Source organism: Psychrobacter sp. Arc9 (genome assembly GCF_041431295.1).
GTDB lineage: Bacteria > Pseudomonadota > Gammaproteobacteria > Pseudomonadales > Moraxellaceae > Psychrobacter.
On record NZ_JASMRK010000007.1, the window covers coordinates 61,792 to 86,972 of the forward strand.

General features: G+C 43.1%; 22 protein-coding genes. 9 read left to right on the forward strand and 13 right to left on the reverse strand.

The window, feature by feature from the left end; genetic code table 11:
• Window positions 1-37: 37 nt before the first annotated feature.
• Together QO187_RS05645 and QO187_RS05650 are read right to left on the reverse strand one after the other, a co-directional pair.
• On the reverse strand, window positions 38-778 hold the full coding sequence (locus QO187_RS05645) for an MHYT domain-containing protein (RefSeq protein ID WP_102093609.1): 741 nt from the start codon (window positions 776-778) through the stop codon (window positions 38-40).
• Between the two features lie 122 nt (window positions 779-900).
• Complete coding sequence (locus QO187_RS05650) at window positions 901-1,608, reverse strand: hypothetical protein (RefSeq protein WP_102093607.1); 708 nt, start codon at window positions 1,606-1,608, stop codon at window positions 901-903.
• Between the two features lie 722 nt (window positions 1,609-2,330).
• On the opposite strand from QO187_RS05650, the gene QO187_RS05655 reads away from it, so the two are divergent.
• The 5 genes from QO187_RS05655 (at window position 2,331) to QO187_RS05675 (ending at window position 8,166) form a co-directional block, all read left to right on the forward strand.
• The gene (locus QO187_RS05655) at window positions 2,331-3,557 is read left to right on the forward strand and encodes a serine protease (RefSeq protein ID WP_102092880.1); all 1,227 of its coding nucleotides are present in this window, start codon (window positions 2,331-2,333) and stop codon (window positions 3,555-3,557) included.
• 42 nt (window positions 3,558-3,599) lie between these two features.
• Window positions 3,600-4,916 carry a phosphoribosyltransferase domain-containing protein gene (locus QO187_RS05660; protein WP_102092881.1) on the forward strand — a complete coding sequence of 439 codons (1,317 nt, stop codon included), beginning with the start codon at window positions 3,600-3,602 and terminating at the stop codon, window positions 4,914-4,916.
• A gap of 42 nt (window positions 4,917-4,958) precedes the next feature.
• The gene (locus tag QO187_RS05665) at window positions 4,959-5,789 is read left to right on the forward strand and encodes an HAD hydrolase family protein (RefSeq protein ID WP_102092882.1); all 831 of its coding nucleotides are present in this window, start codon (window positions 4,959-4,961) and stop codon (window positions 5,787-5,789) included.
• 65 nt (window positions 5,790-5,854) lie between these two features.
• Entirely contained in the window at window positions 5,855-7,036 is a 1,182-nt protein-coding gene (locus QO187_RS05670) for a cysteine protease StiP domain-containing protein (RefSeq protein WP_102092883.1), read from the forward strand.
• Between the two features lie 65 nt (window positions 7,037-7,101).
• The gene (locus QO187_RS05675; RefSeq protein WP_371547740.1) at window positions 7,102-8,166 is read left to right on the forward strand and encodes an HpcH/HpaI aldolase/citrate lyase family protein; all 1,065 of its coding nucleotides are present in this window, start codon (window positions 7,102-7,104) and stop codon (window positions 8,164-8,166) included.
• A gap of 173 nt (window positions 8,167-8,339) precedes the next feature.
• On the opposite strand, the gene QO187_RS05680 is transcribed toward QO187_RS05675, so the two are convergent.
• Window positions 8,340-9,152 carry an alpha/beta fold hydrolase gene (locus tag QO187_RS05680; RefSeq protein WP_102092884.1) on the reverse strand — a complete coding sequence of 271 codons (813 nt, stop codon included), beginning with the start codon at window positions 9,150-9,152 and terminating at the stop codon, window positions 8,340-8,342.
• 339 nt (window positions 9,153-9,491) lie between these two features.
• On the opposite strand from QO187_RS05680, the gene QO187_RS05685 reads away from it, so the two are divergent.
• Entirely contained in the window at window positions 9,492-10,289 is a 798-nt protein-coding gene (locus QO187_RS05685; protein ID WP_102092885.1) for an enoyl-CoA hydratase/isomerase family protein, read from the forward strand.
• A 128-nt stretch (window positions 10,290-10,417) separates the two neighbouring features.
• Here QO187_RS05685 and QO187_RS05690 read toward each other — a convergent pair whose 3' ends face one another.
• The 3 genes from QO187_RS05690 to acnB all read right to left on the reverse strand — a co-directional run bounded on the left by QO187_RS05690 (window position 10,418) and on the right by acnB (window position 14,348).
• The gene (locus tag QO187_RS05690) at window positions 10,418-10,858 is read right to left on the reverse strand and encodes a PACE efflux transporter (RefSeq protein ID WP_102092886.1); all 441 of its coding nucleotides are present in this window, start codon (window positions 10,856-10,858) and stop codon (window positions 10,418-10,420) included.
• 208 nt (window positions 10,859-11,066) lie between these two features.
• Window positions 11,067-11,510 (reverse strand): DUF805 domain-containing protein, encoded by a 444-nt coding sequence (locus tag QO187_RS05695; protein ID WP_228153146.1) that lies wholly within the window; start codon window positions 11,508-11,510, stop codon window positions 11,067-11,069.
• 234 nt (window positions 11,511-11,744) lie between these two features.
• On the reverse strand, window positions 11,745-14,348 hold the full coding sequence (gene acnB, locus QO187_RS05700; protein WP_102092887.1) for a bifunctional aconitate hydratase 2/2-methylisocitrate dehydratase: 2,604 nt from the start codon (window positions 14,346-14,348) through the stop codon (window positions 11,745-11,747).
• A gap of 405 nt (window positions 14,349-14,753) precedes the next feature.
• On the opposite strand from acnB, the gene QO187_RS05705 reads away from it, so the two are divergent.
• Together QO187_RS05705 and lipA are read left to right on the forward strand one after the other, a co-directional pair.
• Window positions 14,754-15,164: a carboxymuconolactone decarboxylase family protein gene (locus QO187_RS05705; protein WP_057760859.1), complete on the forward strand. Its 411-nt coding sequence runs from the start codon at window positions 14,754-14,756 to the stop codon at window positions 15,162-15,164.
• 165 nt (window positions 15,165-15,329) lie between these two features.
• Window positions 15,330-16,373: a lipoyl synthase gene (gene lipA, locus QO187_RS05710; RefSeq protein WP_102092889.1), complete on the forward strand. Its 1,044-nt coding sequence runs from the start codon at window positions 15,330-15,332 to the stop codon at window positions 16,371-16,373.
• Between the two features lie 143 nt (window positions 16,374-16,516).
• Here the strand turns inward: lipA and QO187_RS05715 are convergent, their stop codons facing one another.
• The 3 genes from QO187_RS05715 to QO187_RS05725 are packed head-to-tail and all read right to left on the reverse strand — an operon-like array spanning window position 16,517 to window position 20,091.
• A complete protein-coding gene (locus QO187_RS05715; protein WP_102092935.1) occupies window positions 16,517-18,520 on the reverse strand; it encodes a TRAP transporter permease in 2,004 nt (667 codons plus the stop codon).
• Between the two features lie 10 nt (window positions 18,521-18,530).
• Window positions 18,531-19,094: a DUF1850 domain-containing protein gene (locus QO187_RS05720; protein ID WP_102092890.1), complete on the reverse strand. Its 564-nt coding sequence runs from the start codon at window positions 19,092-19,094 to the stop codon at window positions 18,531-18,533.
• Window positions 19,072-20,091 (reverse strand): TAXI family TRAP transporter solute-binding subunit, encoded by a 1,020-nt coding sequence (locus QO187_RS05725; protein WP_371547744.1) that lies wholly within the window; start codon window positions 20,089-20,091, stop codon window positions 19,072-19,074. Before QO187_RS05725 ends, QO187_RS05720 begins: the two co-directional genes overlap by 23 nt.
• A gap of 483 nt (window positions 20,092-20,574) precedes the next feature.
• Between QO187_RS05725 and mtnP the strand changes: the two genes are divergently transcribed.
• The gene (gene mtnP / locus QO187_RS05730) at window positions 20,575-21,468 is read left to right on the forward strand and encodes an S-methyl-5'-thioadenosine phosphorylase (RefSeq protein ID WP_371547745.1); all 894 of its coding nucleotides are present in this window, start codon (window positions 20,575-20,577) and stop codon (window positions 21,466-21,468) included.
• Window positions 21,469-21,629: 161 nt separating this feature from the next.
• On the opposite strand, the gene QO187_RS05735 is transcribed toward mtnP, so the two are convergent.
• The 4 genes from QO187_RS05735 to QO187_RS05750 form a co-directional block, all read right to left on the reverse strand.
• Complete coding sequence (locus QO187_RS05735; RefSeq protein WP_371547747.1) at window positions 21,630-22,673, reverse strand: methyltransferase domain-containing protein; 1,044 nt, start codon at window positions 22,671-22,673, stop codon at window positions 21,630-21,632.
• Window positions 22,674-22,781: 108 nt separating this feature from the next.
• Window positions 22,782-23,450, reverse strand: a complete 669-nt coding sequence (locus QO187_RS05740; RefSeq protein ID WP_371547748.1) for a TIGR04282 family arsenosugar biosynthesis glycosyltransferase — start codon at window positions 23,448-23,450, stop codon at window positions 22,782-22,784.
• 84 nt (window positions 23,451-23,534) lie between these two features.
• Window positions 23,535-24,239, reverse strand: coding sequence for a TIGR04283 family arsenosugar biosynthesis glycosyltransferase (locus tag QO187_RS05745; RefSeq protein WP_371547750.1), 705 nt, complete (start codon window positions 24,237-24,239; stop codon window positions 23,535-23,537).
• Between the two features lie 45 nt (window positions 24,240-24,284).
• Window positions 24,285-25,106: a DUF547 domain-containing protein gene (locus tag QO187_RS05750; RefSeq protein WP_102092894.1), complete on the reverse strand. Its 822-nt coding sequence runs from the start codon at window positions 25,104-25,106 to the stop codon at window positions 24,285-24,287.
• Window positions 25,107-25,181 lie beyond the last annotated feature (75 nt).

Consider the following 25,181-nt stretch of genomic DNA (forward strand, 5'->3'; position numbering starts at 1 on the left):
TTCATTTTTAATTGATATTAAAAATGAGCGTTTAAAATTACTCGCCAAATGCTAGTGTCGCTTGCTTAGGTGCATTTTTAGAAGCAATGACCCATAGTAAGCTCAATACGATTGCTGAACCGATGAAGATCATAATTGATGAAGATATGGCACCTGCATGCGTATAATCCATAGACATTGAGTGATCAGTCATCGTCATTTCCATCGCGGCTATCCCAGTGTAATGCATACCACAAACTGCCAGACCCATGATGAAGGCACTACCAAAACGCTGTAATGTACCACGTAGATTGAATGCCAACCATAGCGCAGCGATAGCAGCTGCAATAGCAATCACAATCGATAAGATAAGCAGCGGTATATTGTATGACATGGTAGCGTCCATCTGCATAGAGGCCATACCGGTATAATGCATAGCTGCAACACCCAGTCCAGTAAGTACGCCGCCACCGATTAACTTAGCAACGCTTGATTCACCGCGACCTACGATGACAATACCGACTGCAACGAAACAAATCGCGAGTAGCATTGAGACAATTGTTAGCCCTAAGTCATAAGTCACAGGCATCTTCATATCTACTGCCATCATACCGATATAATGCATAGACCAAATCGCACCACCGATAGCAATCGATGATAGCGCTACCCAAAAATACAAATCTGTTCCTGGCTTAGCAGAAGGTACTCGAATGGCAAGGTTTAAGCCAACATAAGAACCAAATACTGCAATGGCGTATGAGACCAATACCAAAAGTAAGTTATATTCAACTTCCATCATTTTTTTGCCTTTTATCTATCATAAGAATTGAGTCAAATAACGTTACTTTTATTGCAACACGGTGCGTCATTCGCTCGTTGATTTTTTTGCATAGACATGAAATTATCTACACACAATTTTTCCTACCCAATGGTAAATTCACAAATATTGGTACTACCGGCGCCGCAGTTAGTCTCTTCAACTTGAACCACATCTATAGCAGGGTTGCTTGCCAAAAAGCCTTCTATATAGCCCACAATAAAATGACATCCTGAGTGAGTATGATCTGACGACTTACAGAACGGACATTTGATTAAATAGATCACATTGTTTTTTGCTTTAACTTTAGACAGACCTTTCAGTGCTGGCACAAGCTCACGAGTGATCGTAGTAGGCATCTTCAGTGGACTGCCAAGTGAATAATCACGCTGGTAAATACCGCCGCCAACCTTACGACCCAACTCTTGCAATGCCGTCACACGTCGCTCAATAGGTAAACTATCTTCATACTGGCTGACAATATCTGCTATTTTAGGGTAATAAGCACCAATGGCTGATAAGACGCTTTTCTCATCCAATGTCTTTTTTGCAGGAGCAGCTGACGAGCCACCCTCTTCTTCTATTTCTAGATTAAAAAGCGTACAACCTTCAATTGAAGATAAATCCTCGATTAGATCTTCCTGCGTTTTAGAGCCCAGGCTTCTTGCGATCACATGAATGATATTACCACCATTCTCTGAAGGTTCTTGCTTTTGGGAGACTAGCTGATAACCTGCTTTGATAAGCGGCGAAATAACATTGACCAGACGAATACGTTCAGAAGACGTTTCTAATGCACAAGAGAATTTCACAGAGCACTCCTTTTCTTAAAATACTGCTACGCTTTCTTATATCAAGCCATCTAGATAAACTGATGTGAATAACGTTTCAAAGGTCCGACCAACTGGCTTTCTCACAATATAAAAGATATGCAGACATCAACCATGTGACAGTTTTTATATATCTTTTATATTATAAGAAATGAACTATATTCAGTAGATGAAACTTCGATTTTTATAGTTATTAAGCATACAAGTGCTCTAACTACTAGAAATTCATTAATCGAGAAACAGCAATAAGCTTGAAAATAAGATTAGAATTAATAGGTTTAAATCAAATACTATTTTTAAACTTTACAGATAACACTTGGTCACAGTAGAGTTACTAAATAGCAATAGATTTTGATTGTATTATCACTGGAATTTGGTTTTGTAGCAATACACTACATGGCTTTGTCCGATAAGTGGCTACATTAACCGACAAATGGCTAGACTATAAAACCCTATCATTATTTTATAAAAACAATTAATTATTAAAAGGAATCCCGAAACTATTTCAACCTATATATCTTGATATATCTATTATGCAATTAATCTTAACTGTATATTAAAACACCTATTAATGTTTTCTCTTCATAGAATGGTAGGTTCAAAATAAAATCAAAACCCTTTATGTATTCAGACTTTAGTCTCAAAGATAAAATCATTAAACAATAAAAATAATTATAATCGCGCAAATAAACTAAGGAAATGTGATGTCGAAGCAAGTCGAATTAGTGCTAGGAGCCAATACGGTTATCGAAAATACAAAGTGTGCGATCGCATTTTCTACTACTAAACCATTAGAGTTTGGACAGCAGCTTGGACTATTGTGGTTGCCATTAGATGCCTATCGTAAAGCCGTTTGTAGTCCTGCTTATTTACATGAGTCTAAAGACTGGGCTCAGCTCGATAGCAAGGATAATCCAAGCGCATGGCAGTTAGATTTACCCCAGTTATTTGATAAAAATAATGTTAGTTTCTTACAACTGATTGCTTATGTTTATCATGAGCCAAGCCTAAACTTACCAGCGGTAGAGTTAAACGACGTAAGCCTCACGCTCAACAACGGAGATATTCGCTATCACTTCACAACAAACGAGCGGCATGTCAAAGCGGCGATTATATTAGAAATATATCAGCGTAATGGACTGTTTAAATGTCGTGCGCTTGGCGAGGCATCAACCCAAGGCTTAGCGAGCCTTGAACATCATGTACAGGTTAGTCTGAATGTTCGTCCGCCTAGCACACATACGCTTATTCAAGAAGCGCAACAGCAGCAGCGTATTCAACTAAATAACGAAGCTCGCCCTCCCCGTCATGTACAAGCAGGCGAGACTTGGACAGGAACAGCATTTGCTATTGATCCCTATCATCTGTTGACCTGCTATCATGTAATTGAGTCAGCAGCGATGGTTGGCATACGTCAGCAAGGTCAGCCTGATCGCGAGGCACAAGTCGTACTCAGCGATATCGGAAGCGACTCAGCTATTATTAGAGTTAGCGATCCTTTGCCTAGCTACCTCCCACTGGCGCAGCAATGTGTTGATATATTGGGTGAGACTATTACCACGCTGGGGTTTCCGTTATCAGGACTGAGTAGCCAACTGCAAGTCACTCAAGGCTGTATATCAGGACTGACAGGTTTAAATAACGATATCCGTCATATGCAATTCACCGCACCCATTCAGCCTGGATCTAGTGGTAGTCCTTTATTATTGCCGACTGGAGAGGTCGTCGGTATGGTCACATCAAGTCTGGTTCATGAACATGCACAAAATATGAACTATGCGGTGAAATTTCAGTTATTATCTGCCCTACTGGCGAGCGCTGGTATCAGTTTGGAGAACACGTCTGATTTGACCAGTGCTACGCCTCTTACCACACCTCAGCTAAGCAAGCAAAGTCGCAGTGCCTTATGGCTGGTTGGCTGTCAGGGTTAAAAATCTACGACGACATACAAATAAAAGCGCCAAGGAATATGAATGTTAAATGAGCAACACAGTACGACCATCACCCTACCCCGTGGTACGCTAGATCTAACTTACCAAACCAACTCAGCCACTAACAAATCAGCCATCAATCAAAATAGCGCTGAACAACACGAGCATTATCAATTAGAAGATTTGCTAGGATTTGCCCAGCGTATCAACCCAAAACGGGCGTTTTTGTTTGTCTCAAAAGTGCTAGGTCGTCATATTCCCGTTGCGCCAAGCACCATGCGAGAGGCATTTACTGATTTGGCTAACTTAGTACCTAGTGAGTTACCTCAACCTATTCTAGTCATTGGTATGGCAGAGACCGCTGTTGGTCTATCTGCTGGTGTACATCAAGCGCTACAAACGCGCTATCCTCAAGCCCTGCTATTGAACTCTACGCGTCATACACAGCACGATAAAAGTAGTGATGCCAATGGTACTGACTCTTTACTGACGACGTTTTGCGAAGATCACAGTCATGCCAGCCAGCATTTGATTTATCAAAGCAAAGATAGCGTTACTCAAGCGCAGCTACTGGCCAGTAAAACACTGATTATGGTCGATGATGAAGCCTCAACGGGTAATACCTGCGTTAATGTCGTCACTGCACTACGTGAAGCAGGACTGACCCAGTTAGAGCAAGTGCATCTAACAACATTAGTCGACTGGTCATTAGACCAAGAAACACCTAATCCACAGTCAGACGCTAAGCCTGCACGTATGGCGGATCGTCTCGCTGGTATTGAGTTTCATCGACATCATTTACTGTCTGGCGCATGGCAATGGACAGATGCCCCTAATCCTGAACCCATTATGATGCCATCGGTTGATACTACTGCCGCTGGTAGTCAGGCGCTCGGTGATACGGGCAACTGGGGGCGTTTTCCAACACTAGACAGCACAGAGGGGTTTGCTAACTATCTTTCAAGTTTTCAGACTGCATTTACCCGCTTTAATAGCCAAGAAAACTTTGATGTTACTCAGCTACCAAGAAAAATCTTAGTCTTGGGCAGCAATGAGTTTGTTTGGTTTCCGTTTCTATTGGCTGAATGGCTTGAAACAGAGTCCGGCAAGCTCAACGAAGATACAGCTGCGACTGTCAATTTTAGCGCATTAACCCGCTCACCGATTGCGCTTGGTGGGGCGATTACCACGATGCTGAGCTTTAGCGATAATTACGGGCTTGGTATGACCAATTTTGCTTATAACGTTGAGCCTAGTGATTGGGATTTGATTGTGTTGTGTATAGAAACATCAGCTGATAGTGTGGATGCTATGTGGCGAGGTTTGGATAACGTGCTGGTGGTGAGCCCTAGTCTTTAAACTGCTCTCTAATTTTCAAACCTATTATTTACGGACGACACCATGACTACCTCCTTTTTTAAAGCCAACCCAGACATTATTAAGCCTTATGCCTTGATGGATTTGGACGACACGCTATTCCAAACCCAGCGTAAAATTGATGCATGGGACTTACCCACTACTGAGCCTGAATCTTTGGTATGTGCAACAGTCAATAAGCAAGACGAGCCTTTGAGCTTTATGAGCCAGCGCCAAGCAACCTTTTTTAATTGGTTGCTTGCTAGTACTGAATTAATTGTAGTGACGGCAAGGGATCGTAGTGAAATAAAACGCGTTAAATTGCCCTTTGATAGCTGGCAAGTATTGACCCATGGAGCAATTATTTTAACGTCTGACGGAGCGCTGCTGAGCAGTTGGCAGCAGCATATGTATAGTAAGCTTGCGACATTGCAAGTTAAGCTTACTAAGTTAAGCCAGTTATTTGCCAGTCATAGTCAAAGCGAGCAAAGTCATTTAGTATTTACACCGCATATCGATAGCTTTAACAATGGCTCTGTTGATAAAGAGCTAACCATTTATCTGGCTATCAAACATGCACAGAAAGATCATCAAGCCCTCGTAGATTTAGCTGAGAAACTGCCCACTTTGATACGTGATTTTGATCAAGATTTCTATGTGCATGTGAATGCCAATAACTTAGCGATATTGCCCCATGCGGTTCACAAGCGTCATGCGGTACAGTTTTTATTAGAGCATCATTTAGACCATCAGCGTCCCAGTTTTGGCTTTGGTGATAGCTTAGCTGATCTGCCTTTCTTACAGTTATTGGACTGGTACGGTATGCCCAATCATGGCCAATTGCATGAGCAATACCCGTCTAAATCGTCAGGCTAAACCATTAGTTTAAACTGCAGTCACGCAAATCCACTGTTATCATTAAGAGTGCTATTATTCATACTATGACTTTACCTAATATACAGACCAAAAGAGCCGATTTAAAAAACTATGGCTCAGGCAGCTATCTTGCAAGCGATGTCACTGTCCTACTCGACATGGTAGATAAGGACGCGGTTACCGATGTGCCCGTCAGTCGAAAAGAAGCGCTTATCCAAAGTGGACAACGCCATTACTCTGACATGTTGACCTTAGAGCAAGCACCTACTGCAATGCATGAGCAGCTATACATACAGGCGTTAGAGCAAGGGTCAACAAGGACCGCGACTGATATCGCTCATTTGTCTCATACGCTACATCATGTTTTTCAGCAGAATGTGAGTGATGAGCATCCACTGGTTTTGGTCAGTTTGGTGCGAGCTGGTCTGCCAATTGGTGTGTTATTGCAGCGTGCGCTGTCGGATACAGACAGTAGCTATCGCTTGCCAAGTGTACATTATGGCATCAGTATCATTCGCGATCGTGGTCTTGATCCAGTGGCTTTGCAAATGCTACTGGATGCTTATCCAAACAGTCCAATCGTATTCGTCGATGGTTGGACAGGTAAAGGGGCCATATATCAAGAGTTGGCTCGTAGTCTAGAGACGTTTAGCGATTCTACTAATGTTAATTTTGCCAACATTTTTCATCAAGGCGCTAACGTCATTCCGCTACTGACCCTTGCTGATCCGGCTGGCGTTGCTTGGCTCGCGGCAAGTGAAGAAGACTGGTTAATCCCATCGGGTTTGTTGAACAGTACCGTATCAGGGCTTATTTCACGTAGCTTGTATACAGAGCCGTCATCAGGCCTGCATCGCAGTGTCTTTTATGATGATTTAATAGCAGCAGATCACAGCTTGGCATTTATTGATCGTATCGATGCAGCGAGACGATCATTGGCTACTACTCCAGTACGTTTACCGATTTACCAGCAGCCACGCTACCAGACTGCGGTGTTGATAGAGACGTTGGCAGCAGACTATAAGATTATCAATCGCAACCGTATTAAACCAACAATTGCCGAGGCAACACGTGCCATATTGCGCCGTGATCCCGAGCGTATATTGCTCGCCACTGCTGAGCACCCTGATACCGTACTGCTACGCCATTTATGTGCACAACGAAACATCAATATTAGTGTATTAGGTGATAAAATACTGCCTTATCAAGCCATCACGCTTATCAAGCAGCGCTCCCAAGACACTTAATACATTTAACGGTATTAAATACTTTCTTTTTCGTTCTCTTATACTCTCTACTTATGATGCCAATTATGTCAGATATGCTAAAAACCGAGTCAGACCTTTACAATGATACCCAATCTTATGCGCATCTGATCACTGAGCGTCATGCGATGGTCAAACCGCACACGCACCATCCATATCAGCTTGGTGCTAGCTTATACATGCCTGCGACTCGCCAAGATATTTGGCAAGTCATTAAGCGAGATAAACTACCGACGATCAATAGTATTATTATCTGTCTAGAGGATGCGGTCAGTCAGCAGGATGTAGAGTTGGCGCTTGAGCGTTTGCGAACCCTGCTGGAGACATGGGCTGAGCATGTGAATAGCATCAATGCGCCATCTAAATCAGCGAAGATTCATGCTCAACACCCGACACGTCCACTGGTCTTTATACGTCCACGTAGCCCAATGATGCTACAGCAACTGGCTGACTATACTCATATCGATCTCATCGATGGTTTCGTCATGCCGAAAGTTGATATGTATAGCCTATCTAACTGGCGCATGGCTTGTCAGAACCTAAAAGTAGATCAACTACTTATGCCGACGCTCGAAACCGCAGCGCTGTTTAATCCGCATCACAATCAGGAGCTTGCCATCGCTTTTAAAGAAGCATTTAGCCAGCCAGTTTTTGCATTGCGTATCGGTGGTAATGACTTATTTGCAGCACTGCGCTTACGTCGCCCAAAAAACAGTATTGTCTATGACTCGCCTATCGGTACGTTGGCTTATCAAATGCTTGGCTGTTTTGTGCCGCATGGTTTTTATCTTACCGCGCCAGTATTTGAGTATTTAGATCAACCGACGCTGTTTATGCAAGAGCTGAACCGAGACGTCAGCCTAGGAATGGTAGGCAAAACTGTCATTCATCCAAGCCAAATTGCATTGGTACAGCAAGCTTACTGTGTGCCACTGAGTACATTGGATGAAGCACAAGCGATCCTTCACACTGAGGCCAAAGCGGTATTTAAGTACAATAATACAATGCTAGAGCCTGCGACGCACCGTGCTTGGGCGACTGAAATTGTCAATCGTGCAGAAGCCTTTGGAACCATTGATGATGGACATAGCCAATACAGCTCACAAATGTAGCTTTCATTGCCGATAATGGCTGTCTGCCATTTAACAACTTGCACCATACAAAAAGCCGCTATCAAATAACAGGTAGCGGCTTTTTTATATAGATATATGCTCAGGATTTCCTATAGATATATGCTTAGGACCTTCTATAGATATGAGGCTTCAAAGCTCTCGAACAATATCTACTAAGCATAACTTTCCAAAAACTGACGAAGTACTTTGTTCACTTGATCAGGCTCTTCTACTGTCGATGTATGACCCGCACCTTTGATAATAGCAAGCTTGGACCCAGCGATAGCAAAATGCATGCGTTCAGATTTGGCATAAGGCGTAGCGGCGTCTTCATCACCAACCACAATCAGTGTTGGCGTTGTAATCTTACCCAACTGCTCATAAGTACCTGTACGCTCAATAACGCCCATTGTTGCTTTGACCACACCGCCCTTGCGATTGCTTTGTAGCATTGTTAGCCACTGCTTACGGTCAGATTTGCGCAGTTTGTCCGCCAAAAACGTACTGCCAAACATGATTGGCATCACTTTATTACTCACACGCTTCATACCTAGCCAGCGAATCGCTTTGACCAGCTTGCGATACTGAGGTATATTTTTTGGATCTTCAGGGTCAGCAGAGGTTTCTAACAGCGTTAATGACAATAGCAATTCAGGGCGTTTGAGCGCGATACGTTGAGCCACGAACCCGCCCATAGATAGCCCAACAAAGTGACACTTATCAATACCAAGCGCTGCAAGTAAGCCAAGCGTATCGTCAGTCAGCGTCTCCATATCATAGCCAGATTTAGTAACCTGCGACTGACCTTGCCCGCGAAAATCAAAAGCAATACAACGATAGTCTGTTTGAAAGTGCTCCACTTGCTTGTCATACATCTGTGAGCTCCACAGTAGACCATGAGCAAATACGATAACAGGCTTTTGTGTGTCATTCGGTGCGCTGTCTTCGTAATAAATATCAGCGTTATTTACAGTGATAGTTGGCATAACCACATCCTTGTTTGATCAATGAAAAGTTCGAGCGTACCCTTGTGTCTTTTACGACTCTTTTACGCTCAACCTTGCATATTAGCATAATCCATTAGCCCCTTAGGTCATAGCCTTTTTACGAGCCAGTCGTTTTGTCCCATTAGCTAGCATCAGCTTTTACGATAGAATAGTAAAGTTTACCAGTATTTAGATGTGTCTTACGCGCCCACAAAACACGCTTTTATAATCGTAGCAAGCTGCTATAGTAATCAGCATTGAACCATTTTCACCTTTATCTAAAAGCGTTGTCATTGATACAACATATTAAAACAGTCATTTAAAATAAGGAAATCTCAAATGTCACAGTCTCTCGTCGATTATCAAGTTGCAGAGCACATTGCTACCATTACCTTTAACGATCCAAAAAGCTTAAACGCTTTTGGCACACCCTTAAAAAACCAAGTCTTGATAGCGCTAGATAAAGCGGCCGCAGATGATCAAGTACGAGTGATTATTTTACAAGGGGCTGGTGGTAACTTCTCAAGCGGCGGCGATATTAAAGAGATGTTGTCTGAAGGATTAGACAAGGATATTGTTTCAAACAAATTAAGAGGCATGGTAGAAGGTGCAGGCGAAGTCAGCTTAAAATTGCGTCATATCCATAAGCCGATTATTGCCAAACTAGAAGGTGCCGTGGCAGGTGCTGGCATGAACTTGGCACTCACTTGCGACTTCCGAATTGCCGCAGACAACGCAAAGTTTGTACAAGCGTTCGTTAATATTGGCCTAGTTCCAGATGCAGGTGGCATTTACTTATTAAACCAATTGGTTGGTGCAGCAAAAGCCACTGAGCTTGTGATGCTAGGTGATAAACTGAAAGCCGAAGACATGGCGCGCTTAAACCTAGTAAACAACGTGGTAAGTATTGACGAGCTAGAAGCCACCGTACAAGCATTGGCGCTACGATTGAGCCAGCTGCCAGGCAAAGCGTTGGCCGCTATGAAAGAGAGCTTCAATGTACACGCCTTCGCTGGTTTGAGCGCGGCGTTAGATACGGAAGTAGAGCAACAGACAGTAATGGCAAAAACCGATGACTTTATCGAAGGGGTTAGCGCCTTTATCGAAAAACGTAAGCCTGTATATCAAGGTAAATAGCAATTTAAATAACGAGACAATAAGCTGTTCGATTTGAACGCTGAACTTGTTTTGACTAGATGGTCTGTAGTGATGCTATCAAAAAAGGGCTGCCAATATGGTAGCCCTTTTTTTGTTAATGCCTTTAATTAAGAAGCGGACGCGGGTTTAGAATGATAAGGTAAAGTAAATATCTTGTCAAAAATCAGAGTAAACGTAAACGTATAAACTAAGAAAAATAGCAGTAGCGCTACTTCCATCATAAAGGCTTGAAGCAAACCTACATGATACCAAAACATATACAGTGGCAAGCAGATCAACACTAGCCCACCTTCAAAACCAAAAGCATGAACACTACGTATCCATAACGTGCGACGTACAATGCACCTGCGACGTTCCCACGCTTCAAAAGCGGTATTATATATAAAGTTCCAAACAACGGCTGCTACCGATATCATTACGGCGATTGGTAAGGATTCTGATGCATCACTGTGACTGAGTTTCATCAATATAAGGGTAGATAAGATAATCGCGATAATTTCGAAAGCGGTCACATAAATTAAGCGACGTTTAAGCGGTGATAAGGTCATTAACCAAGACTCCAAAGCACCTGTATTTAAACAGCAAGGTGCGTATCAAAGTATCGGTCCGTCCCGAGTTAGAAAAGATAAATAAAGTGCAGAGCCACGGTTTCCGCCTGCCCCTATATTATACAGAAACAAAACTCAAAAATCAGTGAGCACATTTGTAAACAGATGTAAGCCGTTTTATTAACGATTATCGCCTGTTTTAACCGGACTATTTTGCCGGTAGACCCCATTTATTGGTTTCAGGCTTGGTATCACTCACTAGAAATACTAGCAATATAATAGAGCCTATCAGTGGCACTATCCCTATCAAAAACCACCATCCTGAGCGGCTAGTATCATGCAAGCGGCGGATAGTCACGGCAAGACCAGGCAGAAATAAACCAAGTACTGCTACTATGTAAAATAAACCTGTCTCTGAGCTGAATATTATTGCGTCTAGCAACATTGCAACGATCATCACCCCCATTTGCACTAGAAAGAAATACCAATACTCCTTACGGCGCGCACGACCAGAAAAATTCGTGTAATTTCTCATGCCCTTTTTAAACCAATCAATGATGCCATAATTTGCTTCAGCATTATGATTGTTAGCCATCGTAGATCTGGGCAGTGGCGGCGGTGTCGCTTTATCGAGCTTGATATTATTTTCCATAGGGCTTTTTATCTCAGTCGTGAAAAGTAGAAATCGTCAGTTGTAGAAATCGTCAGTGAAAATTATCAACAATTGGCTTTGATTATAGATACTCAATAAAAGTTTGTAAATGAATACTAGTTTTCTTAGAGTCATCAATAAAAAACCCCGCATCATGACGATACGGGGTTTCTTTATTTACGTATAAAGTTTTTAGTATAAAGCTTCTAATTTTAAAAGCTTATATACTCAAGATTAGGTCAACTGAGCAACGTTAATCTTGTCTGCTTCTTCAGTATAGTCTTCCATACGGTCGAAGTTCATGTATTGATAGACTTCATCACCCATGCTATTTAGCATGCCAGCATATTGCTGATACTCATCGTTAGTCGGTAGTTTACCAAGTACCGCTGCGACTGCTGCAAGCTCTGCAGAAGCTAGGTATACGTTAGCGCCTTGACCTAGACGGTTCGGGAAGTTACGAGTTGAGGTCGATACCGCCGTAGATTTCGGTGCGATACGTGCTTGGTTACCCATACATAGTGAACAACCTGGCATTTCAGTACGAGCGCCGGCTTGTGCATAGATGTTGTAGTAACCCTCTTCCATCAACTGACGTGCATCCATCTTAGTAGGTGGTGCAATCCATAGACGAGTTTTCAGGCTACCTGCTGGTACGTCTTGTAGCAATTTACCAGCGGCACGGAAGTGACCGATGTTAGTCATACATGAACCAATGAATACTTCATCAATGGTATCACCAGCCACGTCTGCTAGCGTTTTTGCATCATCTGGATCGTTCGGGCAGCAAAGGATAGGCTCTTTAATTTCGCTCATATCGATAGTGATGTCGATAGCATATTCAGCATCATCATCAGCACGCATGAGGCTTGGGTTAGCCAACCACTCTTGCATTTGCTCAACACGGCGGCTGATCGTACGTGCATCGCCATAGCCTTCTGAGATCATCCACTTAAGCAGTGTGATGTTTGAGTTTAGGTACTCAGTCACTGACGCTTCAGATAAAGTGATGGTACAACCAGCAGCACTACGCTCAGCTGAGGCATCAGACAATTCAAACGCTTGCTCAGCAGTCAAATCTTCTAGACCTTCGATTTCAAGAATACGGCCGTTGAACTCGTTGATTTTACCTTTCTTATCAACCGTCAAGTAACCTTCTTTGATCGCTTGATAAGGGATAGCATGTACTAGGTCACGTAGGGTGATACCAGCTTGACGCTCACCAACAAAACGAACACGAACAGATTCAGGCATATCAAGTGGCATTACACCAGTTGCAGCTGCGAAAGCAACTAGACCAGAACCCGCTGGGAACGAGATACCCATTGGGAAACGAGTATGCGAGTCACCACCAGTACCAACGGTATCTGGAAGTAGCATACGGTTCAACCATGAGTGAATGATACCATCACCTGGACGTAAGCTTACGCCGCCACGGTTCATGATAAAGTCAGGTAGTGTGTGCTGAGTCTCAACGTCAACTGGCTTTGGATAAGCAGCAGTATGACAGAATGACTGCATCACTAAGTCTGCTTGGAAACCCAAACATGCCAAGTCTTTTAGCTCATCACGTGTCATCGGACCAGTGGTATCCTGAGAACCGACAGTCGTCATCTTAGGCTCACAGTACATACCTGGACGTACGCCTGACAGGCCACAAGCTTTACCAACCATTTTCTGGGCAAGCGTAAAGCCTTTACCAGTATCAGCTGGCTCTTCTGGCTTAGCAAAGATGTCTGAATGACCAAGACCCATGTATTCACGAGCACGGTTAGTCAAACCACGACCAACGATCAATGGAATACGGCCGCCAGCACGAACTTCATCAAGCAATGTTGGTGAGTTCAGTGAGAACGTTGATAGTACTTCATCAGAGTCATGCTTAGTGATTTTGCCTTCGTACGGATAGATGTCAAACACATCACCCATGTTTAGGTTATCCACTGCCACTTTTTCGATTGGCAATGCGCCAGAGTCTTCCATCGTGTTGAAGAAGATAGGAGCGATATTGTTACCAAGTACTAGACCGCCGCCACGTTTGTTTGGCACGTTAGGGATATCTTCACCCATCAACCACAATACTGAGTTGGTGGCAGACTTACGGCTAGAACCAGTACCAACAACATCACCAACATAGGCTAGCGGATGGCCTTTTTCTTTAAGCGCTTCGATTTGCTTCATTGGGCCAACAACGCCCTCTTCGTCAGCATTGATGCCGTCGCGAGAGTTTTTGTGCATGGCTAGTGAATGCAATGGGATATCAGGACGGCTCCATGCGTCTTGCGCAGGTGATAAGTCATCCGTGTTGGTCTCGCCAGTTACTTTAAACGTCGTGTAAGTGGTTTTCTTTGGTACTTCAGCACGGTTCAAGAACCATTCTGCGTCAGCCCAAGACTGAATTACTTCTTTAGCAATAGTGTTGCCAGCTTCAGCTTTTTCAGTCACGTCATTGAACGCGTCAAATACTAGCAAAGTTTTCTTTAATGCTTCAGCAGCGTCTTGTGCAACTTCGCTATCATCTAGTGCAGCAACTAGTGGCTCAACGTTGTAGCCACCTTGCATAGTGCCTAGAATTTCAACAGCTTTTTGCTTGCTGATAAGTGGTGATGATGTTTCACCCTTTAAGATAGCAGCCAAAAATGCCGCTTTAACGTATGCTGCTTGGTCAACACCAGCAGGGATACGGTTTTCTAATAGGTTCATCAAGAACGCATCTTCGCCTGCAGGCGGGTTCTTTAATAATTCAACCAACTCTACTACTTGTTTTTCATTTAGTGGTAGGGGTACAGTTCCTAGCTCAGCACGTTCTTCGACATGTTTACGATAAGCTTCTAACACAATAGTCGTCCTCGTCAGTTGGGGTGTAGCACATTACGTGGGTAGTCAGCATGACTGCCTGCGTCTATATACTATATGAAATAATTATCCGTGCAATCATAGCTTAAAACGCTTTAAATGTTAATGGCTCAGCTCTGAAAAGGCGCATAGTAAGGCCATATTGAACATTTATTATAAAAATAGTGCCATCAATAATATGATTGTAGCGCTCATTATAACTGGCATTTGCCTGATTACGCTTATCAATAAGCGCTTGCTTTATGACTGAGCAGACACCATATGACTGATATACGATTTTGTAAGAAACAACTTCGATAAAATCTCGCTTAAAGAAATGTAGCAATATCGATGTATTAACAGTCGATTTGGTAAAAACATTTTGGTAAAAATATTAAGGACGACGATATGACTGATAGCAATACGGACAACAATCCTAACTATGATAATGGTCTCAAGGTACGCACTGAGGTGATGGGTGAGCAGCATGTCAAACGCTCGCTTGATGCGGCCACAGGATTTACCCAGCCACTGCAAGACTGGATTATTGAACACGCTTGGGGCAGCACTTGGCAAGATGACTCAGTATTACCACGCAAGTATCGCTCATTAATCACTATTGCCTTTTTAATTGCTCAAAAAAGCCCAAATGAGTTGAAAGGTCATATACGCGGTGCCATTAACAACGGGGCCAGTGTCGCCGAGATTAGAGAAGTGCTCATGCACAGCTTGCCGTACTGCGGTGCACCTGCTACTCAAGAAGCGTTTCGCGCTGCCATAGATATACTGAATGAGTTGGAAATCGATATAGATATTTAAAACTATGGTCGTCAAAGCAATCGTAGTACCCTTAACAAAATCGCAATCTTAACAATATTGTTTAAAAATTGACGACCAAATTTCTGCTATAATATCTGCACTCATAAAACATTCTGATAATTCCATAAACCCTTATAATATAAAGGGTTAAGAGATAACTCCATTATGACAACTGCCGTACAAACACATGTACCTGCTGCTAAGGCCAAACCAAAAAAAGCCATCCAAGGCGAAAAGCTACGTGGCTACGACAAAGTTGCCCGTATCCCAATTAAGGTGATCCCGACTGTCGAGGCAAAGAAAAAGCCTGATTGGATTCGGGTAAAAATGTCCTCGCCTGCTGAAGTCGCTCGTATCAAAGCAACCTTGCGTGAGCAAAAGCTTTATACCGTCTGTGAAGAAGCAGCCTGCCCTAACCTGCCACAGTGCTTCGCTGATGGTACAGCCACCTTTATGATCATGGGTGATATCTGTACGCGTCGCTGCCCGTTCTGTGATGTAGGTCATGGTCGTCCTAATGAGCTAGACAAGGATGAGCCGCGTCATACCGCTGAGACGATTCAAGGTCTACAACTTAAGTATGCCGTAATCACCTCTGTCGATCGCGATGATCTAAAAGACGGCGGTGCGGGACATTTTGTGGAAGTGCTAAACGAGTCAAGAGCACTTAGCCCAAACTGCTTGATTGAAATCCTAGTACCAGATTTCCGTGGTCGTATGGATATTGCATTGGATTTATTGACAGAGACTGCACCAGATGTGTTTAACCACAACATCGAAACCGTGCCACGTCTATACAAAGCCTTCCGTCCAGGTTCTGACTATCAGCATTCGCTAGATTTGCTTAAGATTTATAAAGAGCGTCGTCCTGATATCGCCACCAAGTGCGGCTTTATGGTTGGTCTTGGCGAGACAGAAGAAGAGATCTATGCGCTACTCGATGATCTAAAGGCTCATGATGTAGATATGATCACTATCGGTCAGTATCTACAGCCTAGTAAAAACCATGCGCCTGTCGATCGTTATGTCCATCCAGACGAGTTCCAACGCTATATGGACTACGGTAAAAAGATTGGCTTCTTTAGCATTTGGGCAGGTCCAATGGTACGCTCAAGCTACTTTGCCGATCGTCAATACTATGGCGAAGATTGCCCAGCACCTATCCGTAGCAAAAAAGTATTAGAAGCTGAAGGCAAACTTGGCTGCTAATTTAGCAATAAAGTGATGCGAAAATAATTGTGAACAGCAGTCGCTAAAACATTTCTTAAGAATATTAAAAAGGGTGAATAACAAATTTGTTATTCACCCTTTTTTTAGCTTTATTAGACTTACGAATGATTAAACCTAACGCTTTACACGGTTAAAGTTGGCGTTGGCTTTCCAGCTGTTTTTATATTGAATGCAGCAATACCAAGGACAATAATACCACCTGCGATACCAGTCGTAATCTCAGGATAAATCAGCAATAAAGCACCAATAGCTAAGATGACACGAGTTACCGTATTCATACTGCCTCTGAAGTACCCTTCAAGTGCTGAGCTTAGCGCAATAACACCCGTCACCGAAGTCACTACTACTGTAATGATATCTACAATAGGTGGCAGCGGGAAATCTTTTGCCGTGACTGCTAGGCCGGTTGGATCTATCATCAACATCGTTGGATTATAAATAAACATAAACGGCACGATGAATCCCGCGAGAGCAAGTTTGAGGGACAAGAACCCTGTCTTCATCGGATCTCCACCGGATATACCTGCACCCGCAAAGGCTGCGAGACACACAGGCGGTGTAATATTGGCAAAGATACCAAAATAGAAAACAAACATGTGCGCTGACAAGATTGGAATATCAAAACCGGCCAATGCTGGTGCAGCCATGGTCGCCGTAATGATATAGGCAGGAATAGATGGTAATCCCATGCCCAAAACCATTGATGCCAACATCGTTAAGATAAGCGTAAAGAATAATGATCCTGCGCCTAGTGTGACGATAGAGGATGTCATCACTGTACCAAAACTGGTCAGACTCACCACCCCAATGATAATACCAACAACAGCACAGGCCGCCATGACTGCAAGTGACTGACGCGCACCATCTTCTAATGCACCCAAAATATCAGAAAAGCTCATGCGCGTTTCGGCGCGTAGCATACTGATCACAACGGTAAAACCAATGGTATAAGCTGCTGCATATCCCACAGGTACGTTTCTGATTAATAAGAAAATCAAGAAGACAATCGGCAATAACATGTGACCGCGGGCTTTTAATACTTCTTTTACCGCTGGTAAATTTTCTTTAGCAATACCTTTTAGATCTCGACGTCCAGCACGGAAATGCACCTGCGCAATGACGCCTAAATAGTACAAGATCGCTGGTAATAATGCTGCTAAGGCAATCGTGCTATACGGCAAGCCTGTTGTCTCAGCCATAATAAAGGCACTGGCACCCATAATCGGTGGCAAAATCTGTCCACCAACCGAAGCACTGGCCTCAACTGCACCTGCGAAATCTTTGTGATAACCGACCTTTTTCATTAACGGAATGGTAAAGGCACCCGTACTAACCACATTTGATAAAGCTGAGCCGTTGATACTGCCCATAAAGCCACTAGAGATGACTGCTACTTTTGCAGGTCCGCCCTTCTTATGACCAGCGATAGCCAATGCCAAATCATTAAATAACTGCCCCATTCCCGAACGTGCTAAAAACGCACCGAATAGAATGAACAAGAAAATGAACGTTACCGATGCACCAATCGCAACAGAATATAAACCTTCTGTTTTCAAGAATAATTGACCAAAGATATCACCCATATCATAGGGGCGAGTCAAAAGCCTATCAGGCATAAAGCCTAGATGACTGACAAATGGATAGGCCAAAAATATGCCTGCCAAGATTGGCAAAATCCACCCAGTGATACGGCGGCTGCCTTCTAACACGCAAACTACCGTAATTAAGGAAAATATCACATCGACCTGATTGGCCATACCGCCACGCGAGGTCACGATATCTTGATATTCATAGATGAGATAGCCCATACCAGATAGAGACAAGGCAAACCAAATCCAGTCATACCATGCCACTCGCTTACGACTGCTTTTTTTACTAGCTGGAAAAATGAGGAATATCAATGCAAAACCAACACCCACGTGTACAGAGCGCTGTAACAGTGCTGGCATTGGATTAAAAGTGATATATAAATGAAACAGTGAATAGAGTATACAAATGCCAGCGATAAAATACTTCACTGGTCCTTGAGTGATATGACGCGTGATTGACTCTCGGTCATATTTTTCCAATACTGCTCGGTTGACCGCATCCGCCTCAGCATCGTTATCAACTTGAGCATCTGGCATGGTAGTCACACTACCTTGATCCGTCACTTGGGAGTTCATGACAAAAGTCCTTTTTAAATCTATCAATTAAATCATACGTCTTAGGCATGATCACCACTTCAGAATAGTCTGGCACCCACTGGTGAATCAAGAAACGATGACCACCATAATCCATTTCCCCTTTGGTCAGTCTAGATACGACCCAATTAAGGCGAGGCAGTTTTTCGTTGATTTGATAACCCAGATAGCCAGGCTTTTGTATAGGAGCGAGCATTTCGGTGGAGGGCGTCCCTGCACCGAACGCTTCAAAATAGGTCGTGGTCAGTAACAGCTCCGCACCTTCTGTACTGCTGCCGTCTATGCGTTGATACTGTTCTTCCCACCACTGTTTTTCTACAGAATGTATCCAACGTAGCTGAAAATCAGGCTCAGTGAAATAACAAACCTTATCATCAGCACCGTCTACGCCTGCGACTCGCACTTCAACGACAGACTGAAGCGTAGAGCCTAACCATAGCGTAAAAAAAACCAGCGCTGCAATAAATGCCGCGCCAGTTGATAACCATAATGAATTACTTGGCTGCTTGTTCGTCATAGTACTTTTTAGCTCCAGGATGGATTGGGGCTACCATGCCATCACGAGCGGTTTCTAGACTGATATCATTGGCCGCTTGGTGAGCTGTTTTTAGACCATCTAAATTATCGAACAATGCTTTGGTTAATTTATAACCATCCGCTTCAGATAGATCAGAGCTAACCAATAGTGCATTCATGATTGCTGCAGTTGGTACGGCTGTTTCGTTGCCATAAGTGCCAGCAGGAATCTCAAAGGTTTTGAAGTAAGGCTTGGTCGCGATGATTTCTTTTAGCTTGTCTTGGTTGATAGTGACAATCTGTAAATCTAAGCCTTGCTCTAACTCCATCAAAGATGAGTTTGGTAGGCCACTACTAAAGAATGCCGCTTCGATCTTACCTGCTTTCATACCATCAGCAGCTTCAGCAAAGCCTAGATAATCAACGGTGACGTCATCATATGTGATACCAAAACCTTCAAGTAAAGTACGAGCATTGACTTCTGTACCAGAACCTTGATCGCCTACAGCAATACGCTTGCCTCGTAAATCTTCAATGTTTTTGATACCAGATTTTTTTGAGGTTACGATTTGCACGACATTAGGGTATAAAACAGCAATCTGTTGAATGTTAGTGATTGGCTGCTCAAAGTTGTTTTTACCTTCGACAGCATCCGTCACTACGTCACTTAGTGCCAAGACCATGTCGACCTTGCCTTGGGTCAATAGATTGACGTTTTCAACTGATGCGCCAGTGGTTTGAGTTTTTGAGTTTACGCCAAAGGTTTTGACATAGACTTCAGACAATGAAGTACCAATGATGTTGTAAGGGCCAGACGCACCGCCAGTAGCGATGGTCAAAAACTTAGTATCAAGCTTATCTGCTGCAGTATCCGTTGCCGCGCTATCTGCAGATGCAGTATCACTGCCCTCTGAGCTTGGAGATGAGCATGCAGTTAGACCTAACGCAGCACTTAACATAGCTGAAAAAAGTAATGGGGATTTTAAAGAATTAAGCATTGAATTCATCCTTGAAGTGATCGGCTTTATACGTTTAACAATATCCGTATTGATACATAAATACGTTACAGACGAGTAATAATATAGCAATTCTACCAATAAATAAACCTTAGCTTACTTTCTCTTTTTCTTTCAATACCTTATATTTACAGCTATTAGAGAAAATATAGGCCATTCATTAATTGAGCTAATATATACGTATGTTTTGCTATGCGAAACAAAGTTCCATTTAATAAACATTAAAACAAAAATTGTCGCTATTGTAAACCTTTATCGATATCTAGCAAATATCGCCATATCGCATTATTTCTTAGGAATTTTTAGATATAGCAAATTAATGAGAATTCTCGATTTATAACTATCTCAATTTATAACTATAAGGGCAAAAGTTCTGCTATATTTTATCTGAGCTATTTTTTGGTTCAGGATATTACATGGCACTAGTCTGTGTCTCTCTTTTATTAATCTACTCGGATAGTCCTTATGACAATACCTCACACGGAAGTACTGGCAACGTTATCTGCTGATATTGCTATCATCGGTGGCAGCGGTCTCTACCAAATGTTATCACTGACCAACAAACGCAGTATAACGATACAGACGCCTTATGGTAGTCCATCTGATGATATTGTCTTAGGTGAGCTTGAGGGAGTGACCGTCGCATTTCTAACACGGCATGGTCAGGGCCACAGACTGACCCCGTCCGAAGTGCCTTATCGTGCCAATATCTATGCGCTAAAAACGCTTGGGGTACGCTATATCGTATCCGTATCAGCAGTTGGCTCTCTACGAGAATCGCTTAAGCCACTAGATATGGTCGTGCCTGATCAAATGATTGATATGACCAAGCAGCGAGTGAGTACTTTCTTTGGCGAGGGTGCCGTCGCTCATGTATCGATGGCTGACCCACTATGCCCTGCCCTAGCAGACATCTTGACGCGCGCTTATGACCAAGCAGATATTGCAGAAGGTAGCAGTCATTCTAAAGCAACTTATGTCTGTATCGAAGGGCCTCAATTCTCAACTCGGGCAGAGTCAGAATGGTATCGTCAGATGCAGGCAGATATTATTGGCATGACCAATATGCCAGAAGCCAAATTGGCACGTGAAGCCAGTATTGCTTATGCCACGTTAGCTCTGGTGACAGACTTCGACTGTTGGCATCCAACGGAAGAAGCCGTCAGTGCCGACTATGCTATACAGAACCTAATGAAAAATGCGGACAATGCTCAAAAAGTGATTAAAGAAGCCGTTGCTTTAATTGCCGCTGAACTGCCTGACTCAATCGCCCACAATGCCCTTGCGCAAGCATTGGTCACACCTATAGATGCGATGGACGAGCATACCAAGATTAGACTGGCCGCCTTGCTAGCGTAATCTTGATATTTACTCTCCATCTTAAACTGACTACTGCTAATCGGTCTAATTTTAATCGTGCTGTTTCCCATTGAATCAAAAAAGGCCATTATCTAAAATAATGGCCTTTTTTATAATTGAGCATGTATATTCGAATTTATGCTAAATACATTACTTTAATGTTAGCAACAACTACCTGCACCAGATGCCAGCATCATAGGTTGATTAAATGGCATTAATTCACCGCAACCTGCAAAAATACCGTAGTGGCGACTGTCATCACCGATAAACTCAAAATGCGGCGCAAAGCGCGATTCTTGCAGCATGCGAAACGTATTGCCACATACTGGGAATACCCGACCAGCTTCGATAGCATGATGTTTATCTAAATCAAACCGATGCGGGGACTGCTCGATAGAGCCTTTATATATCACCGCTTGTCCGTGATCTTCGCAAGCATCCTCAAGCGAGTCGATTTTAAATAAGCGGTAAGTTGCAGAGAAAAACTGAATATCACCGATTTTAGCCGCCAAAGCAGGATCTGTAATCTCAAGTGGGCGATCTTCAACCAAACGTACGTCCAAGAATCCCGCATCTCGTGACAAACGGTTAAAATCCTTCCAATATAACGCACCGCTCAAACACTCTCCATATAAGACTGGGTCGTCAATCAAGTGTTGCGGTATACGGCGATCGGCATAGACGTCAGAAAAATAAAACTCTCCACCAGGTTTCAGCAAACGCTGCACACTGGCCATGACCGCGGCTTTATCTGGTGATAAATTGATAACGCAGTTTGAGACGATAATATCAAATCTATCAGCCTCAAGGTCTAGTTCATCTAGTTTCTCGATATAGCCATGCAAAAATGTCACATTATCATAACCGAACTTATCGACATGGTAGGCTTGATGCTGTCTGGCCACGGCTAGCTGCTCATCAGTCATATCAACACCGACTACGTGCCCACTCTCACCAACCAGTTGCGCCAATGCGTAGACATCTCGGCCTGAGCCACTGCCCAAATCTAAAATTCGGCAGCCTTCGAGCAGTGCTGGACACACCAGACCACAGCCGTAATATCGATTCAATACTTCATCGTGAATATTTGCGAGTAAGGGCTTGAGCCACTCAGGCATATTGCTAATATCACAACAAGCCGAGGTCTTTAAATCATTGGTACTCTGTAACTCTTTGCCATAGTAATTTTGCACGACGTCATGCATAACAATATCCTTATTGAATGTGCCATACAGTGAAAAATCTCAGTAAATCATCTTAAAATATACAACTACGTTAGTGATTTTATTAACCCAGTTGTCACTTATCGGTTATCAGTAGTTATCCACTTTGATATTAATATTGATGTAAGAATCTAGCCAGCCTGACGGCAAATGTACTAGATCTTTAGGCTCATCAATATCGTGCAAAGGGTCAAATAGTGCAAGTGTCCAGTCTAATGTCGCTATGCGCTGCTTGGTGACAGCAGCAACACTAGGCGTACTCCAAACAATGTCCGAAAACAGGCTGTCATCAACCTCTCTAAACCCTAACAACACATAACCACCATCAGTCGCTGGAATCATGACCGCATCGTGTTGATTTAGCTGCTGTACCGCTGTCTGAATACGTGCTGTCGTAAGACTAGGGCAATCCGTACCAACTAACACAACCTTGTCAAAATTTTGCAATACGCGCTGACTAGCTATCAACATACGCAAACCCAAATCACCGTCGGCCTGTGTAGACCAACGCAACGAGTCAGGCAAATCAAGCGCCTGCCAGCATGGATCTTTTGGTGCTGGACTCACACATAACTCAACGGAAAAGCCCGTATCAATAGCCTGCTCAATACTATGCAGTAATAGTTGCCTTGCCATACGTGCAGCGCCATCTACCCCTAGCGCTGGCTGCAAACGGGTTTTTGCCTTATTGCGCGCTGGATATTTTGCAAAAAGAATGATGCAGGTATCTTGCTGTCTTGCAGATAAATCAGCTGTCACTATAACGGTCTCTCAATTGGTCAAATGTACAAGGACGAGCTCTTTCTTCTTTTGTCTATCATATTTATAAATCAAACAATCTCACTACTTATAATAACGTTGCTTTAAAACATTAGGCGATACGCCGCGCCAATAATCAAAGCGCAACTGCCACATCAAGAAAATCGTCCGCCATGTACCATGCTGCTGCCAACGCCGCGCAGATGTTATGACTTTGCTTTTTAGACAAGCTGGTCGAGCAATTTTCTTTAGCCGTTTACACAGTTCGATATCTTCCATCAGTGGCTGATCAGGATAGCCACCAATCTGCTCGAACACGGATTTTTTGATAAATATTGCTTGATCACCAGTGGCGATACTCATCAGACGTGAGCGCTGATTTATCATTAATCCAACGATTTTTAACAATGGCTCACGACTGTCTAAGCCCACATCGAAACGTCCCCAGTCATACTGAGCTACTGCTTGTCGAATGTTATCTATCGCGTCAGCTGGCAGCTCGGTATCGGCATGTAAAAATAGCAACACGTCACCTGTTGCCAACATAGCGCCCGCATTCATCTGCTGTGCACGCCCTACCGTAGATTCGATAATACGCCAGTTGATAGCTGATTGAGCAGTCTCTGTACTTTTGAGCACATTGTTAGTAATAGCAACCGAACCATCCACTGAACCACCATCGACCAATATCACTTGCTGCGGTGCTGGATCGAGACGGACAATATGAGCGATAAGCTCAGGCAAGTTGCCCGCTTCGTTTAATAAAGGAATAATAATTGATAGGTTCAATGGGTATACCGTCACATTAATCAGCGAGTAAGATTAAAAGCTGGCTTATTTTTTATTCAAATTCCAGTTGTAATCGGTATAGCTTATTTTTACCTTGCCTTGTTTGAGATCTGCTGTCTGAGCTTTGCTCAATCCTAATGACGAGCTATAACGACCTAAAAACCCTGCCAAATCTTTTGTGCCGCGCCAGTTGGTTGCAAAGTCTTCTTTATACCATTTAAAAATTGGTGACACTTTGAGCGTATCGCCTTTGAGACTGTTGCGGCTACTGTCTGCTAAAAACTTGGACGTTGCTTGCTCTAATTGATTGTCTAATCGCTTGCCGGTAAAGGCATCATCTTGCAATGCAGGGCAACCGATACTGGCACAATTGACTGCAAAGTGAATGCGCGGATCGTTGTAGCGTTTAGAACCACGAATCAGGTTATGCTCGATATCATCAAGTGAGCGCGTCTTACCAAGTAGCGAAACAAACTCTTGCTTCCATGGTGACCCAAACAGTCCGCCAATATCTTTGATAGATTTGACGTTTGGATATTTCGTCAATACCAAATCTACCGTACCAGCGTTATAAACGTTGATTAAAAATGCCAACTGCTCATTTTTACTCCAACGATTAAACTCTGATTGAGATACCTTGCTCGTCGCTTCTAGATAGCTTGTCAGCTTACTTTGATCTGCTTTCATACCAGCATAATTGACTACTGAAGCTTTGCCACCGTTGGTCATGGTCACATGCTTATTTAATAAGCTATCCCAGCTCTGATGGTTGAAGTCAGCATGAGCAGCCACGCTTGCTAATAAAATAGTCGTAGCAATCACTGGTTGGGCGAAAAACGTCTTCGCAGAAAAGTTAAATACTGACATAAGGCTTACTCCGTTTACACTGATTTTTTTATCTAAATTTTTATGTGTGCTAAAAGCACTTAGGCTTTAAGCACC